The 16364-nt window shown below is 48.3% G+C and carries 11 protein-coding genes; 8 read left to right on the top strand and 3 right to left on the bottom strand.

Going from position 1 to position 16364, the window contains the following annotated elements:
- The first annotated feature begins 44 nt into the window (after positions 1–44).
- The 6 genes from prpB to L5M71_RS13840 all read left to right on the top strand — a co-directional run bounded on the left by prpB (position 45) and on the right by L5M71_RS13840 (position 12116).
- On the top strand, positions 45–923 hold the full coding sequence (gene prpB, locus L5M71_RS13865; RefSeq protein ID WP_006084450.1) for a methylisocitrate lyase: 879 nt from the start codon (positions 45–47) through the stop codon (positions 921–923).
- 167 nt (positions 924–1090) lie between these two features.
- Positions 1091–2218 (top strand): 2-methylcitrate synthase, encoded by a 1128-nt coding sequence (prpC, locus tag L5M71_RS13860; RefSeq protein ID WP_263207548.1) that lies wholly within the window; start codon positions 1091–1093, stop codon positions 2216–2218.
- Positions 2219–2298: 80 nt separating this feature from the next.
- Positions 2299–4902 (top strand): Fe/S-dependent 2-methylisocitrate dehydratase AcnD, encoded by a 2604-nt coding sequence (gene acnD / locus L5M71_RS13855; RefSeq protein WP_263207545.1) that lies wholly within the window; start codon positions 2299–2301, stop codon positions 4900–4902.
- Positions 4903–5069: 167 nt separating this feature from the next.
- Complete coding sequence (gene prpF, locus L5M71_RS13850) at positions 5070–6284, top strand: 2-methylaconitate cis-trans isomerase PrpF (RefSeq protein WP_263207543.1); 1215 nt, start codon at positions 5070–5072, stop codon at positions 6282–6284.
- Positions 6285–6339: 55 nt separating this feature from the next.
- A complete protein-coding gene (locus tag L5M71_RS13845; RefSeq protein ID WP_263207541.1) occupies positions 6340–7203 on the top strand; it encodes an oxaloacetate decarboxylase in 864 nt (287 codons plus the stop codon).
- A 386-nt stretch (positions 7204–7589) separates the two neighbouring features.
- Complete coding sequence (locus L5M71_RS13840) at positions 7590–12116, top strand: EAL domain-containing protein (protein WP_263207539.1); 4527 nt, start codon at positions 7590–7592, stop codon at positions 12114–12116.
- A gap of 72 nt (positions 12117–12188) precedes the next feature.
- Here L5M71_RS13840 and L5M71_RS13835 read toward each other — a convergent pair whose 3' ends face one another.
- Positions 12189–13280, bottom strand: a complete 1092-nt coding sequence (locus tag L5M71_RS13835; protein WP_113941615.1) for a branched-chain amino acid aminotransferase — start codon at positions 13278–13280, stop codon at positions 12189–12191.
- Positions 13281–13610: 330 nt separating this feature from the next.
- Between L5M71_RS13835 and L5M71_RS13830 the strand changes: the two genes are divergently transcribed.
- Positions 13611–13877, top strand: a complete 267-nt coding sequence (locus L5M71_RS13830) for a Rho-binding antiterminator (RefSeq protein WP_263207535.1) — start codon at positions 13611–13613, stop codon at positions 13875–13877.
- Positions 13878–13896: 19 nt separating this feature from the next.
- Positions 13897–14238, top strand: a complete 342-nt coding sequence (locus tag L5M71_RS13825; protein ID WP_263207533.1) for a hypothetical protein — start codon at positions 13897–13899, stop codon at positions 14236–14238.
- Between the two features lie 162 nt (positions 14239–14400).
- Here L5M71_RS13825 and L5M71_RS13820 read toward each other — a convergent pair whose 3' ends face one another.
- A complete protein-coding gene (locus L5M71_RS13820; RefSeq protein ID WP_263207530.1) occupies positions 14401–14754 on the bottom strand; it encodes a RidA family protein in 354 nt (117 codons plus the stop codon).
- Positions 14755–14835: 81 nt separating this feature from the next.
- A complete protein-coding gene (locus L5M71_RS13815) occupies positions 14836–16329 on the bottom strand; it encodes a Na+/H+ antiporter NhaC family protein (RefSeq protein ID WP_173496157.1) in 1494 nt (497 codons plus the stop codon).
- Positions 16330–16364 lie beyond the last annotated feature (35 nt).

The raw sequence follows: 16364 nt of genomic DNA, 5'->3' as shown, positions 1-16364 counted from the left end.
GGCTCAATATGCCCACTTCCCATAAAATGGAAAAGGATAAAACCATGACCCAAAGCGCAGGATTACGTTTTCGCCAAGCTCTTGCTAAGGCCAAACCGTTACAAATCGTTGGCACCACCAATGCCTATTTTGCCTTAATGGCAGAACAAACAGGCTTCCAAGCCTTGTATCTTTCGGGCGCTGGCGTTGCCAATGCTTCCTACGGTTTGCCTGACTTGGGCATGACCTCAATGAATGACGTGCTGATTGATGCCGGCCGCATCACCTCTGCCACGCAAGTGCCTTTATTGGTCGATATCGATACTGGCTGGGGCGGCGCATTCAACATTGCTCGTACCATCAAAGAATTCGAAAAAATCGGCGTCGCTGCTGTGCACATGGAAGACCAAGTGTCGCAAAAGCGTTGCGGCCATAGACCCAACAAAGCAGTCGTGAGCATTGAAGAAATGGTCGATCGCATTAAAGCGGCCGTCGATGCCCGTACCGATCCTAACTTTGTGATCATGGCGCGTACCGATGCGGTCGCCGTGGAAGGTTTAGAAGCGGGTATTGAACGTGCTCAAGCGTATATCGCCGCCGGCGCCGACATGATCTTCGCCGAAGCCTTAACTGAGCTAGACCAATATCGCCATTTTAAAGCACAGGTAAAAGCACCGATTTTGGCGAACATGACTGAATTTGGTCAAACCCAATTGTTCAATAAAGAAGAACTCGCCGAGGCGGGCGCCGACATGGTGCTTTATCCACTCGGTACTTTCCGTGCAGCCAACCAAGCCGCACTGAACGTCATGCAAGCGCTGATGAATGATGGTCATCAACGCAACGTGCTAGACACTATGCAGACCCGTAAAGACTTGTATAAATACTTGGGCTACCACGCCTTTGAAGACAAGTTAGATCAACTGTTCAGCCAAGATAAATAACCGAAAAGCTGCAACCCTACAGGGTTTGGCGTTAAAACAGATTTAGCGTTAAACAAATTAAATAAAAAGTGCAGCCTTAACCAATAAATGCCGGCGAATAAGTGCTCTGAAACGAGCACTGAAATCCGCCAGCAATAACCAAACAGAGTTAACGGAAGGGAAGGATTATGTCAGAAGCTAAAAAACTAAGCGGTGCAGGATTACGTGGCCAGAGCGCAGGCGAAACCGCATTAAGCACCGTGGGCGTGTCAGGCAGCGGCCTAACGTACCGCGGTTATGATGTGAAAGATCTCGGTGAAAATGCCACCTTCGAAGAAGTCGCCTACCTTATTCTTTACGGCGAGCTGCCAACACAAGCTCAGTTAGACGCTTACAAAACCAAACTCAAAGGCCTTCGCGGTCTGCCGCAAGCATTAAAAGAAGTATTGGAGCGCATTCCCGCCGACACTCATCCTATGGATGTGATGCGTACTGGCTGCTCTATGCTAGGCAACTTAGAAGCCGAGCACAGCTTTAGCGAACAGAGTGAAATTACCGACCGTTTACTCGCCGCATTCCCATCGATCATCTGTTACTGGTATCGCTTTAGCCACGATGACGTGCGTATTGATACTGAAACCGATGACGATCAAATTGGCGCACACTTCCTGCACTTATTGCATGGCAAAGCGCCGTCGGCACTGCATGCTAAAGTGATGGACGTATCGTTAATTCTTTATGCAGAACATGAATTTAACGCATCAACCTTTACCGCTCGCGTATGTGCTTCCACACTGTCAGACATGCATTCGTGCGTCACTGGCGCCATTGGTTCACTGCGCGGCCCGCTGCATGGCGGCGCGAACGAAGCGGCGATGGAACTCATTCAAGATATGAAAGATGAAGCCGATGCGCGCGACATCTTAATGGGCAAACTCGAGCGTAAAGATAAGATCATGGGCTTCGGTCACGCAATTTACCGCGACAGCGATCCACGTAATGCCATCATCAAAGAATGGTCAGAAAAACTGGCGGCTGCCAACGGTGACGACCGCCTATACCGCGTATCAGTTGCCTGTGAAGCCCTGATGTGGGAACAGAAAAAACTCTTCTGTAATGCTGATTTTTTCCACGCCAGCGCTTACCACTACATGGATATTCCGACTAAGTTGTTTACGCCAATCTTCGTGTGTTCACGCGTCACGGGCTGGGCGGCGCACGTGATGGAGCAACGCTCTAACAACCGCATCATCCGCCCGAGTGCCGATTATGTGGGCGTGGCGCCGCGCAAAGTGGTACCGATTGCCAACCGTTAAGCAAAATTGACCACACTTGGCGCGAGATTTCACTCAATGTAAGTCTCGCGCCAACTTCATTTTCCGAAATGGATGATGTTATGAGCACTGCTATGAATACCCAATATCGTAAGCCCTTACCCGGCACTCAACTCGATTACTTCGATACCCGCGAAGCCGTAGAAGCCATTCAAGCTGGCTCGTATGCCAAGCTACCTTACACCTCGCGCGTTTTAGCTGAAAACTTAGTCCGTCGCTGCGATCCGGCCGTTTTGACCGACTCGCTAAAACAGATTATCGAATCTAAGCAAGAACTGGATTTCCCTTGGTTTCCTGCCCGCGTGGTGTGCCACGACATTTTGGGGCAAACCGCCTTAGTTGACCTTGCAGGTCTGCGTGACGCTATTGCCGCTAAGGGTGGCGATCCCGCCAAAGTGAACCCTGTTGTACCTACACAATTAATTGTGGATCACTCACTCGCCGTCGAATTTGGTGGTTTTGATAAAGACGCCTTTGCCAAAAACCGCGCCATCGAAGACAGACGCAACGAAGACAGATTCCACTTTATTGATTGGACACAAAAAGCCTTTAAAAACATTGATGTTATCCCTCAGGGTAACGGCATCATGCACCAAATTAACTTAGAACGTATGTCGCCTGTGGTGCATTCACGCAATGGCGTGGCCTTCCCCGATACCTTAGTCGGCACCGATAGCCACACGCCGCACGTTGATGCGCTCGGCGTTATCGCCATAGGTGTCGGTGGCTTAGAAGCCGAAAGCGTCATGCTAGGGCGCGCATCCTATATGCGTCTACCGGACATTATCGGTGTCGAGCTCACGGGCAGACCACAGCCAGGCATTACGGCTACCGATATCGTATTAGCCTTGACCGAGTTTCTACGCGCACAAAAAGTCGTCTCCTCTTATTTAGAGTTCTTCGGTAAGGGCGCAGCGGCGCTGACATTAGGCGATCGCGCCACGATTTCGAACATGACGCCTGAATTTGGTGCCACCGCGGCCATGTTCTACATCGACCAGCAAACCTTAGATTATTTGACCTTAACTGGCCGCGAAGCCGAGCAAGTTAAACTGGTTGAAACCTATGCCAAAACCGCAGGTTTGTGGGCCGACAGCTTGACAGAAGTGCACTATCCACGCGTACTGCATTTTGATTTATCTTCGGTGGTGCGCACCATTGCTGGGCCATCAAACCCACATGCACGGGTGCCAACATCAGAATTGGCTGAGCGCGGAATTAGCGGCGTAGTCGAAAACGAGCCCGGTTTAATGCCCGATGGCGCTGTTATTATCGCGGCGATTACCAGCTGTACTAATACTAGTAACCCACGCAACGTGATTGCTGCAGGTCTCATTGCCCGCAACGCCAACGCTAAAGGCTTAAGCCGCAAACCTTGGGTCAAAACCTCACTCGCCCCCGGCTCAAAAGCTGTGCAGTTGTATTTGGAAGAAGCCAAGCTCTTACCTGAACTTGAACAACTCGGCTTTGGGATTGTTGGTTTTGCCTGCACGACGTGTAACGGCATGAGCGGCGCGCTGGATCCTGTGATTCAAAAAGAAGTGATCGACCGCGACTTGTACGCCACCGCTGTGTTATCGGGTAACCGCAACTTCGATGGCCGTATTCATCCCTATGCAAAGCAAGCTTTCTTAGCATCGCCGCCATTGGTCGTCGCCTACGCGATTGCAGGCACCATACGTTTCGATATCGAAAAAGATGTGTTGGGATTAGATAAAGACGGCAACCCCGTCAAACTTATCGACATTTGGCCATCGGATGAAGAAATCGATGCCGTGATTGCGACCAGTGTTAAACCTGAGCAGTTCCGTAAAGTGTACGAGCCCATGTTCGATTTAGCCGTCGATTACGGCGAAAAAATCAGCCCGCTGTACGATTGGCGTCCGCAATCTACTTATATTCGTCGCCCACCTTACTGGGAAGGCGCATTGGCCGGAGAGCGCACGTTAAAAGGCATGCGACCACTGGCGGTGCTGGGTGACAACATCACCACGGACCATTTATCGCCTTCTAACGCCATTATGATGGACAGCGCCGCAGGCGAATATCTGCACAAAATGGGCTTGCCGGAGGAAGACTTTAACTCCTACGCCACCCACAGGGGGGATCACTTAACCGCCCAACGCGCAACCTTTGCCAATCCTAAGCTTAAAAACGAAATGGCGCTGGTTGATGGCAAAGTGCAACAAGGCTCACTGACGCGTATCGAGCCAGAAGGTCAAGTGACCCGTATGTGGGAAGCGATTGAAACCTATATGGAACGTAAGCAGCCGCTGATCATCATAGCGGGCGCAGATTACGGCCAAGGTTCGTCCCGCGACTGGGCTGCCAAAGGCGTGCGTTTAGCGGGTGTAGAGGCCATAGTTGCCGAAGGTTTCGAGCGTATTCACCGCACTAACTTAGTCGGTATGGGCGTGTTGCCGCTGGAATTTAAGGCGGGCGAAAACCGTGCAACCTACGGTATAGACGGCACAGAAGTGTTCGATGTCCTCGGCACGCCAGCGCCAAGAGCGGACTTAACTGTCGTTATCACCCGTAAAAACGGTGAGCGCATCGAAGTGCCAGTGACCTGTCGCCTCGATACCGCCGAAGAAGTGTCTATCTACGAGGCGGGCGGCGTATTGCAACGCTTCGCGCAGGACTTTCTTGAATCAAATCAGGCTTAAATCGAATCTCGAATCAAATCAGGCTTGAGTCGAGATTTGAATCGACGCCCGTGTCTGGTTAGAGACGACGCTTAAATATCAGCTAGCAAAACCGAGCGCCAGCGACTTCACCATTAAGTTACTGGCGCTCATTTGGACTCCATTGGGAGTTCTTTTGGAGTTAATGAATGAATGCTTCAACAACCCACGCGCCACAAATCAAAGTCGCTGCGACTTATATGCGCGGCGGCACCAGCAAGGGCGTGTTTTTCCGTCTGCAGGATTTACCTAAGGCCGCACAAGTTGCAGGTGCCGCCCGTGATGCCTTGTTACTGCGAGTGATAGGCAGCCCAGACGCTTACGGTAAACAAATCGATGGCATGGGCGGAGCAACCTCGAGCACCAGCAAAACCGTGATCCTCTCCCCTAGCACCCAAACCGATCACGATGTCGATTACCTCTTTGGCCAAGTGGCTATCGACAAGCCCTTTGTCGATTGGAGCGGTAACTGTGGCAACTTGACCGCAGCTGTCGGTGCCTTTGCCATCAGCAATGGCTTAATTGATACGGCCCGTATTCCACACAATGGCGTCTGCACAGTCCGAATTTGGCAAGCCAATATAGGCAAAACGATTATCGCCCATGTGCCAATCACCCAAGGTGAAGTACAAGAAACCGGTGATTTTGAGCTCGATGGTGTGACCTTTCCTGCCGCCGAAGTGCAAATCGAATTTATGAACCCGGCTGCGGACGAGGATGGCGGCGGTGGCAGCATGTTCCCTACGGGTAATGTTGTCGATGTGCTAGAAGTGCCTGGCATTGGCAACTTTAACGCTACTATGATCAACGCGGGCATTCCCACCATTTTTATCAACGCAGAAGACTTAGGCTACACAGGCACTGAGCTACAGGATGATATTAATAGTGACAATGCCGCCCTTGCCAAATTTGAAACCATTCGCGCCTATGGCGCCGTGCGTATGGGCTTGATTTCGCATATTGATGAAGCAGTTGCACGCCAACACACGCCTAAGATCGCCTTTGTCGCTAAACCTAAAGCCTATGTGTCATCGAGCGGCAAAACCGTCAATGCAGATGAAATTGACCTACTGGTACGCGCCTTGTCTATGGGCAAACTGCACCACGCTATGATGGGCACGGCTGCCGTTGCGATTGGTACGGCGGCGGCAATTCCCGGCACTTTAGTCAACTTAGCCGCAAGCGGTGGAGACACTCACAAAACGATAGATGCTGTACGTTTCGGCCATCCCTCTGGCACCTTGCGCGTTGGCGCCGAGGCAAACTTAGTGAATGGTGAATGGACAGTCGTCAAAGCCATTATGAGCCGCAGCGCTCGCGTACTGATGGAAGGTTTTGTGCGGGTGCCGAGCGATAGTTTTTAATCTTTTATCTGGTTTTAGATTCAATTGCTAAAAGCACACAAGGAAGACGATTCAAATGAAAAAAACAACGGCATTACGACAAATGCTGAGCGGCACCGATATCCACGTCGCCCCAGGCGTCTACGATGGCATGACGGCGCGCTTAGCAGAGCAAACTGGGTTTAACCTGATTTATGCCAGTGGAGGTGCCATTGCGAGGAGCTGTGGTTTCCCCGACATAGGCATGTTGAGCTTTAGCGAAGTATTGCATCGACTCGAACAAATGGTTGAAGTGACCCAAGTGCCCATCATAGCGGATGCGGATACAGGGTTTGGTAATGCCATCAACGTGAGTCGTACAGTGAAAGCCTTTGAGCGAGCAGGTGTCGCGGCATTACACTTGGAAGATCAAACCTTTCCAAAGCGTTGTGGCCATCTGAATGATAAATCCTTGGTGAGTACCCAAGAAATGGTGCACAAGATCCGAGTCGCCAAAAATAGCCAAACTGACCCAGATTTTGTCTTAATTGCCCGCACAGACGCGATCGCCGTTGAAGGATTCGACGCTGCGATTGAACGCTCACATGCTTATCTAGCAGCAGGTGCCGACGTGATTTTTGTCGAAGCGCCCGAAACCGTTGAGCAAATTGAATTAATTGCTAAGCATATCAAGCAGCCTAAGCTAATCAATATGTTCCACAGTGGCAAAACACCGCTAGTATCGAAGGACAGACTGCAAGCATTGGGATACAAATTCATTATTATTCCCTCTGACTTACAGCGAGCGACTATCCATGCTTGCCAACACACCTTACGCACCATTCTCGAACAAGGTGACAGTGGCAGCATTGCCGAGCAGATGGTGTCGTTTGCAGAGCGTGAACAAATCATCAATACCAAAGCGTATTTGGATCTTGACCTAGGTTATGGACATAACTGAGTCGCCGCAGGTTTAACCCTACCCTCTAAACAGTTCAACCAAAGACCTTGCTTCTCCCCCTTCCGGCAAGGTCTTTTTTCTATTCTCGCCCATCATTTTAATCTGCTTCGCCCGTATTTGTCTTAGCATGATATGTTGACATACCTGAAACAATGCTAAGATCCTTTAGCAAAAACGCCAGAATACAAACTCGTCATAAAAAAGAATATTGGCAGTGAAACGGTACAGTTAATATATTGCATGATCTATTACAGAATCGCGCCCATCGATTTTGGTTATTTTTAAACCAAGTCAGCAATTTAAGTCGCATTTTTACAGCAAAATGGCATGTAAGGTCTAGGCTAAGAACTAAACTAAATAGAAACCTAATCAGGATGGGTCCGTTTTTGGTAGGGGAAAATTTGAGTCAACTAATCCACAAGCTAATGTTAAGTACGCTTTTTATCCTAAGTTTGTGGGGGATCTCGTGCAATGGATTAGCTCAACCATTGAGCGCGGCTTCTACACAGCTCAAATTTGAACATATTCGCAGTGAAGATGGCCTTACCCAAAATACGATTACTAGCCTGTTTATGGACAATGCCGGTATGTTATGGATTGGCACTCAAGATGGTTTGCATGCTTATAACGGTCACAGCTTCAATATTTTCCCCCATTCACCCAATGATCCGAGGAGTATTTCTGAGAGCTATGTATCTGACATTATTCAAGACTCAGAAGGTAATATCTGGGTTTCGACTTTCAGCCAAGGGGTAAATCGACTCGATTTGAGCACAGGGACCTTTGAACACTTTGGCCAAGAACAAGGGCTTACCGATCCGCGCACAACCAAACTCAGCGTTGTAGGCAATACACTCTGGATTGGTACTAAAGCAGGACTATTTTCCCTATCGACCAAAACCAAACGCATTACCCAAGTAAACTTAGGTAATAGTGTTCAACCCCACATCACCAGCTTAGCCAATGTTGAAGACACTTACCTTCTGGCAGGAACACAAGATAGCGGCACCTTTGCTGTCAGTGCCAATACTATCACTCGCTTAAATGTCCCGCAGAATCTCACTGCACATCAAATTAGGGCACATTCCGCTAATGCGATCACCTTAGCTCTGGGTGGGCAATTATGGCATTACAACTTGGCGTCACAACAGGGCGAAATCCTCTGGCAGACAGACGATAATGTGCCTTACATTAAAGATTTTATCCAAACTGAGCAGGGTGACTTTTGGGTTGTTGGGCCAGAAGCTGGTCTCATTCAACTCGAGAGAAACGATAAGGCATTTACTGCGACCTACCACAGGTATGATCCTAAGCGTACCAACAGTATCAGTGAAAATAACATGCTGAGCTTACTGCAAGATCCCTTTGGCAATTTATGGTTAGGTGCCAGTTATTCTGGTCTAGATAAAATTAATACCCGTCGTCAATATTTTCAGCATATTTACGAATCCATCCCCAACCTGTCGCAACAAAGTAACAACATTCGCACCTTGTTCCGCAGCCAAGATAATGCGCTATGGATAGGCACCGAAGGTGCTGGGCTTAAACGCATGTTGGCCAATGGAAAATATGAACACTACACGGAACTCTTTGCTAATGCCTTAGGGATGCATCAACGCAACTTGAATCTTACCCTGCGAGATATCGACCAAGACAAAAATGGCGTGCTTTGGTTTGCCACTAACTATGGGCTAGGTCGACTGGCGCTAGATGGCCACTTCCAGTTACTCAAGGTGACAGAACGCACTGATCAAGGCTCAGAAACCAATTATATCCGTAGTTTAGATATTGATGAGCAAGGTCGCCTCTGGGTGGCAACAACCAATGCCCTCTACCGTAAGGCGATAGATACCGATGAATTTACTTTTATCTCATTGGCACATATTGATAATTTCTATCCGGCACAAAACCAGTTTTTAATCCTCAGAACACACAAAGATACGCTATGGATAGGTACTCTCGATGGCCTGCTTAAGCTGGATATGAAAACAGGCTTAGGCAAATCCTACTTCCATCAATCCTCAGACAAAAACAGCCTGATCAACAACCGTGTCCGCGATATTTTAGTCACAAAGTCGGGCGAGGTATGGTTTGCCACCCATGGTGGGATCAGCAAGCTACCGTCCCAAGAGGCCGATGCAGGTTTTAGCCACTATACCCGCAATCAGGGATTACCAAGTGATTCCATCTATGCCTTACTCGAGGATCAAGAACACAACATTTGGTTTAGTAGTAATGCGGGGATAGGAAAGCTCAATCCTAAAACCAATCGTGTCATCATATTTAACGAGCAAGAAGGGCTACAAGCACTGGAGTTTAACGGTGGCGTAAAACTTGAAGACAGCGATGGCGATCTCTGGTTTGGTGGTATTAATGGCATAAATCGTTTCAATCCAAAGTCAATTCCAGATCAACGACCCGATGTTAAAGTCGCACTCACTGGCTATAGTATTGCGGGTAAAGGGCACACTATTCTCGATTTGAGCCATCCACCTAGCATAGTAATGGACTATAGCGATCAGCTGATCAGTTTTGAGGTGACCTCATTGGATTTCAGCTATACGGGTAAAAACCGCTTCAGCTATTTTCTTGAGGGATTTGATAACGAGTGGCATGAGCTCCCCACAGGTAATGAAATTACCTTTACCAATATTAATCCTGGTCACTACCAACTGCATGTTCGCCATGGGCTGCAATACAACTCTCAAGGTGACTACGCCCTTTCTGTCGATCTTCATGTACAAGCGCCCTTCTATCGAACTCAGTTCGCCTACGCCCTCTATAGCTTGCTCTCTCTATGGCTGTTGGCTTGGATCATTATCTGGCGTAAAAGAAAACGCCAGCAACAGCGCGAATTTGAAACCAGTATCCGCGCCTCAGAGGAGCGACTCAAACTTGCACTTTGGGCCTCTGGCGATGGCATGTGGGACTGGAACATACCAGAAAATCGAGTCTATCGTACCAATATGGATTCTTCAGTCCCCCATTGGAATAGCAGCAATATAGCCCATGAGAGCATGCACTCAGAGGATAGAGAAAGATTCAAATTTGAGCTTAACGAACACCTTCAAGGTCGTTCGCCTTTCTTCGAAGCAGAGTACCGAGTCGAACGCTCCCCCGGTAATTGGGTATGGATTTTAGACCGCGGTAAAGTGGTGGAAAAAGATAGCCTAGATAATCCGATCCGCATGACAGGGACCAATCGTAACATTACCTCGCGCAAACTGATTGAAAACGAGTTGGTACTGTCATCACAAGTGCTCAACAGTATGAACGAAGCCGTTGTAGTGGGAGGATTAAACTATCGAATTCGTTCGGTCAACCCAGCATTTTGTGCCATTACAGGGTACACAGAACGCCAAATAACCGACAGGCATTTCATTCACTTAGCCTTTAGTCGCCAACAGCGAGAGTTGTTCAATACAATTGAACAACAGCTACTGCGTCACAAACATTGGGTCGGAGAACTCTGGATCCGCAATAAACAACGTCAGGCCATTTTAGTCTGGCTTGAAATCAACCAAGTGATCGATATCAAAGGCGAAACCAGTCACTTCGTTGCAGTATTTACCGACATCACTGAGCGGAAAAAAGCCGAAGAAGATCTGCGTTTCCTCGCCAGCTTTGACACATTAACAGGCTTACCGAACCGAACTTTATTTCAAGACAGGCTCAATCACGCGATTACTCAAGCGCACAGAGCGAATAATATCGTTGCCTTGCTGTTCTTAGACCTCGACCGCTTTAAACATATCAACGACTCTATGGGTCATCATGTCGGGGATTTGTTACTGAAAGCCGTGGCAAGACGACTGCAAAATGCAGTGCGTGATGGCGATACTGTCGCACGCTTAGGTGGCGATGAATTTACTATTATTTTAGAAGGTGTTGCGAAAACAAAAGCCGCAACCCTGATCTCAGAAAAAGTGCTCAGAGCATTCCAAACGCCCTTCCTATTGGACGATAAAACGCTGACCATTTCGACCTCAATTGGTATCAGCTTATACCCTAACGATGCGGACAATGCCGACTCACTGATTAAATTTGCCGATACCGCCATGTACCACGCAAAATCATCAGGTCGAAATAACTTTCAGTTTTATACCTCTAAGTTGAATGAAATCGCCACCCGTCATGTACAACTCGAAAGTGGTTTAAAGGAAGCTATCCAACGCAAAGAACTAAGCTTGGTTTATCAACCTAAATTCTGTTTACGAGATGGTTCACTCACAGGACTGGAAGCACTTTTACGTTGGTATCACACTGAACTTGGTCCTATTTCACCTGTGGAATTTATTCCACTCGCGGAAGAAACGGGTATCATCACTCAAATTGGCCACTGGGTGATCAACCACGCCTGCCAGCAATTAGCCGAATGGAATAGCTTAGGATTTAACGGGATCACTATTGCCGTCAACCTATCGGCTCGCCAACTGAAGGCGGACATTATCTCCACCATCGAAGTCGCTTTAGCCGTATCAGGTCTCCCGGCTCAATCTCTTGAGCTTGAGCTTACTGAATCAATGATCATGGGTAATCCGCAGGAGTCGGTCAGCATCCTATCTAAACTCAAGGCCCTAGGATTGACCATAGCCGTGGATGATTTTGGTACGGGTTATTCGAGCCTAAGCTATCTCAAACGCTTCCCGATAGACACACTCAAAATCGATCGAGAATTTGTCAGAGACATCACCAACGATCCCGACGATGCAGCCATCACCAGCGCCATTATTGCCCTCGCTCACAGCTTAGAACTGAATGTCGTCGCCGAAGGCGTAGAGACCCAAGAACAGCTCAACTTCTTGGCGATGCAGGGTTGCGATCAAGTACAAGGTTTCTTACTCAGTAAACCCTTAAATGCCGAAGATTGCTTAACCTTACTCAAAAATCAATCTAAGCCACAGCCACTTTGATTTAAAGCATTATCGACAAAAACAGCCAATAAAAAAGGCTCCTAGGAGCCTTTAAACATCATCACAAATTCCTTACTTTGCTAAACGTTCAACACGCTTAACCCAGCCTTCAGGACCTTTAATATGGCCCTTTTGGATTTCGGTATACAGTTTATAGATGCGCTGAACATGCTCGCCCACTTCACCATTACCGACAGTGACAACATGGCCATCTTCAAAAATGTAGGAGCCCACAGCAGAAACCACGGCCGCCGTCCCAAAACCACCCGCCTCGATAATTTCACCTGATTCAATATCAGCGATAAATTTATCAAGCATGACAGTCTCTTGGCGCACTTCACAACCGAGCATATCTCCCAATTCCATAATGGATTGCGAGGTGATCGACTTCAAAATAGTATCTGTGAAGGTTGGAATAATCACAGTGCCATCTTTTAAGATGTGGAAATGGTTCATCGCGCCCGCTTCTTCAATCTGTTGATTGGTTGAATCGAGATATAACACTTGCGATGCACCAAAGGCTGCCGCCGCTTTACCCGCACGCAACGAAGCCGCATAGTTACCCGCGGCTTTTGAGGCGCCAGTGCCACCCGATACTGCACGATGGAAAGTTTTGCTGATCAGTAAGCGTATACCTTTGTTCACGCCTGCCGCGTAATAAGCGCCACTTGGGCTTAACACGACACAGAAGGTATAACGCGAACTTGGGCTCACAGAGAGGCGGTCTTCAGTCGCAAAAATAAAAGGACGAATATACAGACACGCGCCTTCTTGCATCGGGAACCAGAGGCGATCGACATCGATCAACGCATTGATCGCATCCATCTGCATTTGTTCATCGATATTAGGAATACAGACGATATCGGCGGAGCGATTCATCCGCTCGGCATTCTTATTAATACGGAAAGTATAAATCTCGCCGTCTTCATGCATAAAGGCTTTCGCGCCTTCGAAGATCGACTGGCCATAATGCAACGCCATTGCACCCGGTGCCATTTCAAATGGTCCATAAGGAACGATGCGCGGATCGCACCATTGTCCATCATGATAATCCATCAAAAACATATGATCGGTTCTGAGGCTACCAAAGCCCACATTCCCCTCGGGCTTGAATTGCTCAGTACGGCGCTCGGACGCAGGTTTTAAATTGTAAGTTATTTCCATCGCATACCACCTTGATTACTGAACAAGCAGACTAGGGAGCGACAGGAATAAAGTCAAGAGGGGCGCGCATATCTATACCCAAACAACCTGAAGATGCAGAATTCAGCGGCTGATTTTAATGATTAAGCAACACACTTTAGGTAAGGCCATTTATTGCTCCTGCATAAATGGCATTCACGCCATTCATGGCGATTGCGGTTATTTGCAGACCTAGCGGGCTAAGTTAAAAATAACCAATACGGCCTCAGAGACAGGATAAAACAATCCACAATAATGCCAATGGCAAGTATTTTTGCCACAATAGGGTCGAACTCCCAATGAGATGATTCAATGTCAGATTATAAAATGATCCCCTGCGCCCACTACGACTATCTCGAACTCGCCTGTCTGCGTGGTTATCAACTCAACATTGAGCTTATTGATGGCACCCAGTGCCAAGGTCAAGCCATCACCACGCAGACAAGAGCCGACAAAACTGAGTGGCTTATCATCCAACTGCAACAAACTAAACAGTCCCTTAGACTCGACCATATCGCCGCCATCACACCCCTCGAGCCTAATGCTGAATTTAGCCGAGTACTCATTGCGGCCAAGTAACCCTAGCAAAGGATATAACATGGCAACTATGATTTTATCGGTTGAAATCGGTCACTGGATCGGTGGGCATAACGGCCAATACCCCCATCTCATTGAATTTGATATGGCACATCTGGATAGACCCTTTCAGGTCAGCGAAGGTTGGGGGCATGGTTTAGGAGGCTCCGCTTACTCACTCGCACAATTTGTCGAAACGCCTTATTTCCTCAAACTCAAAACCGAGGCTTCTTGGGCGTTTGCCATTATCGAACAAGGCTTAGCCCAACAAGATATTGAGACTATCGCCACCGCACTCTCAGAACAATATGGGGATCATCCGCCGCTTGTCCCTGCACATTTAATGGAATACTTATTAGGTTAAAGCTAAAGGGTTTTGTTAGAAGAGAGTGGACCTGCTGAACAATACAGGTTTAGTTAGCGAGGTGTATTGCAGAAAAACTTCACCGAGTCATGACACTCGGTGACAGGATTCAAAATAGGGATCGAAACAGGCTTCTAAACGGGACGAAAAATAGCTTAGCGCTTAAACCGCAACCGCCGCAATCACTGAGACTTCAACCAAATATTCTGGCTCGGCAATAGCGGCTTGCACACAAGCACGGGCTGGCGCATGACCTTTAGGCACCCAAGCATCCCATACCGCATTCATCGCATCATAATCACCCATATCTTTCAGATAAATAGTCGCTGACAGTAAATGCTCACGCGAACTTCCCGCCTGCGCTAACAAGGTATCGACCTCCTCAAGCATAGTGACAGTTTGCTCGGTGATACCTTGATACTTGTCCTTCGCCACTTGACCACACAGATACACAGTACCTTGGTGGATCACTATACTGCTCATGCGGGGACCTACATCTAAACGGGTAATACTCATATTGATAATCTCTTAAATCAGATGCACTTAAATAAATGGCTCAGCAAGAACCGAATCGGCCATTTTAGCGATAAACTGGCTTTATGTCTGCGCTACGAATCTGGGCAAAGGTGAATAAAAACGTGCCATCAAGGCAAATAATCCTAGGCTACAGCTCACCACGGCCAGCCACACTAACGGCGTCGCCACGGCTAAATTGACTAATTGAAATCCGACTAAGGCTGCGCATGCCGCGATCAAAGCAAAGGGCAACTGAGTCACCACATGGTCATGGGGAGCGCAACCTGAGCTGGTCGCACTGAGCACGCTGGTATCTGAAATGGGCGAGCAGTGGTCGCCAAATACCGACCCCGCCATCACAGCGCTCAGTACAGGTAACAACAAATGAGGATCTAAGTTATGGGCAATCTCTGCGCCAATAGGGATCATAATTGCAAATGTTCCCCAGCTTGAACCCGTCGCAAAAGCCATTATCGCGCAGAGTAAAAACATTCCCGCTACCAGCAGATGCGGGGAAAGATAAGCCTTAGCCCAAGCAGCCAATAATTTAGCGACGCCAAGATCTTGGATCACAGCGCCAATCATCCAAGTGCAGAGTAAAATCGCAATGGCGAAGGCGATCATGCGAACTCCGTGGCTCAAATCCCCCACTAACGCCGTTAAACGTCGCCCAGACAAGCCTAACATGGCAAGAGTGACTAAGGTTGCCAACAAACAAGCATCACGCATAGAAGCACCAATATCAGCCTTAGCAAGCCAAAGTGACACATCCCAAGAAGAGACCTGCTGAGCCCCCGACCACAAAGTTAATCCCACTGAAGCAGACAGCAGAGTCAGCATAGGGATTGCGAGCAGCCAAGGATTTCCCTTAACCTCGACCGTATTGGAAGATTCCACAGCAGTAGCAGCAACAAAAGAGTGAAAACCTACACCATACCAAGCGACGAGCACGGACAAGCCTAAGGTCACTATGGCGTAAAAGTTAAATAAGGCCACCTCAATAAAGGCTTCCAGCGGCGACACGGGCAAAAAGCTGATCCCCGCGATAAGCGCCATCACATAGGGGCCCCAACTGGAGAAAGGCAATAGCGCGCATAAAGGCGAAGCATTGGAATCAACTAAATAGGCGAGCTGCTCATGGCGAATACCATAACGCTGGCTGAGCGGCTGACACACATGGCCGACAGCAAGACAACTGAAAATCCCATCGATAAACACTAACCAACCAAGAAATACGACCCCAAGACGCGCCTGACGTTCAGTACGAATACGGCTATACAGCCAATCACCAAACTGACCCACGGCACCGCCACGTGCCAACAATTGCGTCATGCTACCGAGCAGCAACATGGCGAACAGCACATTGAGATGCCACGCTTGCCAAGCACCTTGGGCATAAAATTGTTTTACACCGATATCAAGCAAATACAACCCAGTTTGCAGAGGATCAAATTGTGCGATTAATAGGGCACCAGAGACAATACCTACACCTAACGCCACCAGCGTGCGGCGTAAAAATAGGGCTAAGGTTAAGGTCAACAGTAGCGGGAGTATGGCGAGCAAACTAGGCGACATGGACCATTCCGATAAAAAATAAAACCAAGAATACT

Origin of the sequence: Shewanella sp. SW1 (genome assembly GCF_025653545.1) — a bacterium.
Lineage (GTDB): Bacteria > Pseudomonadota > Gammaproteobacteria > Enterobacterales > Shewanellaceae > Shewanella > Shewanella oncorhynchi.
Note: the sequence above shows the minus strand (reverse complement) of the source record. Positions and strands in the feature narration are given on the sequence as shown.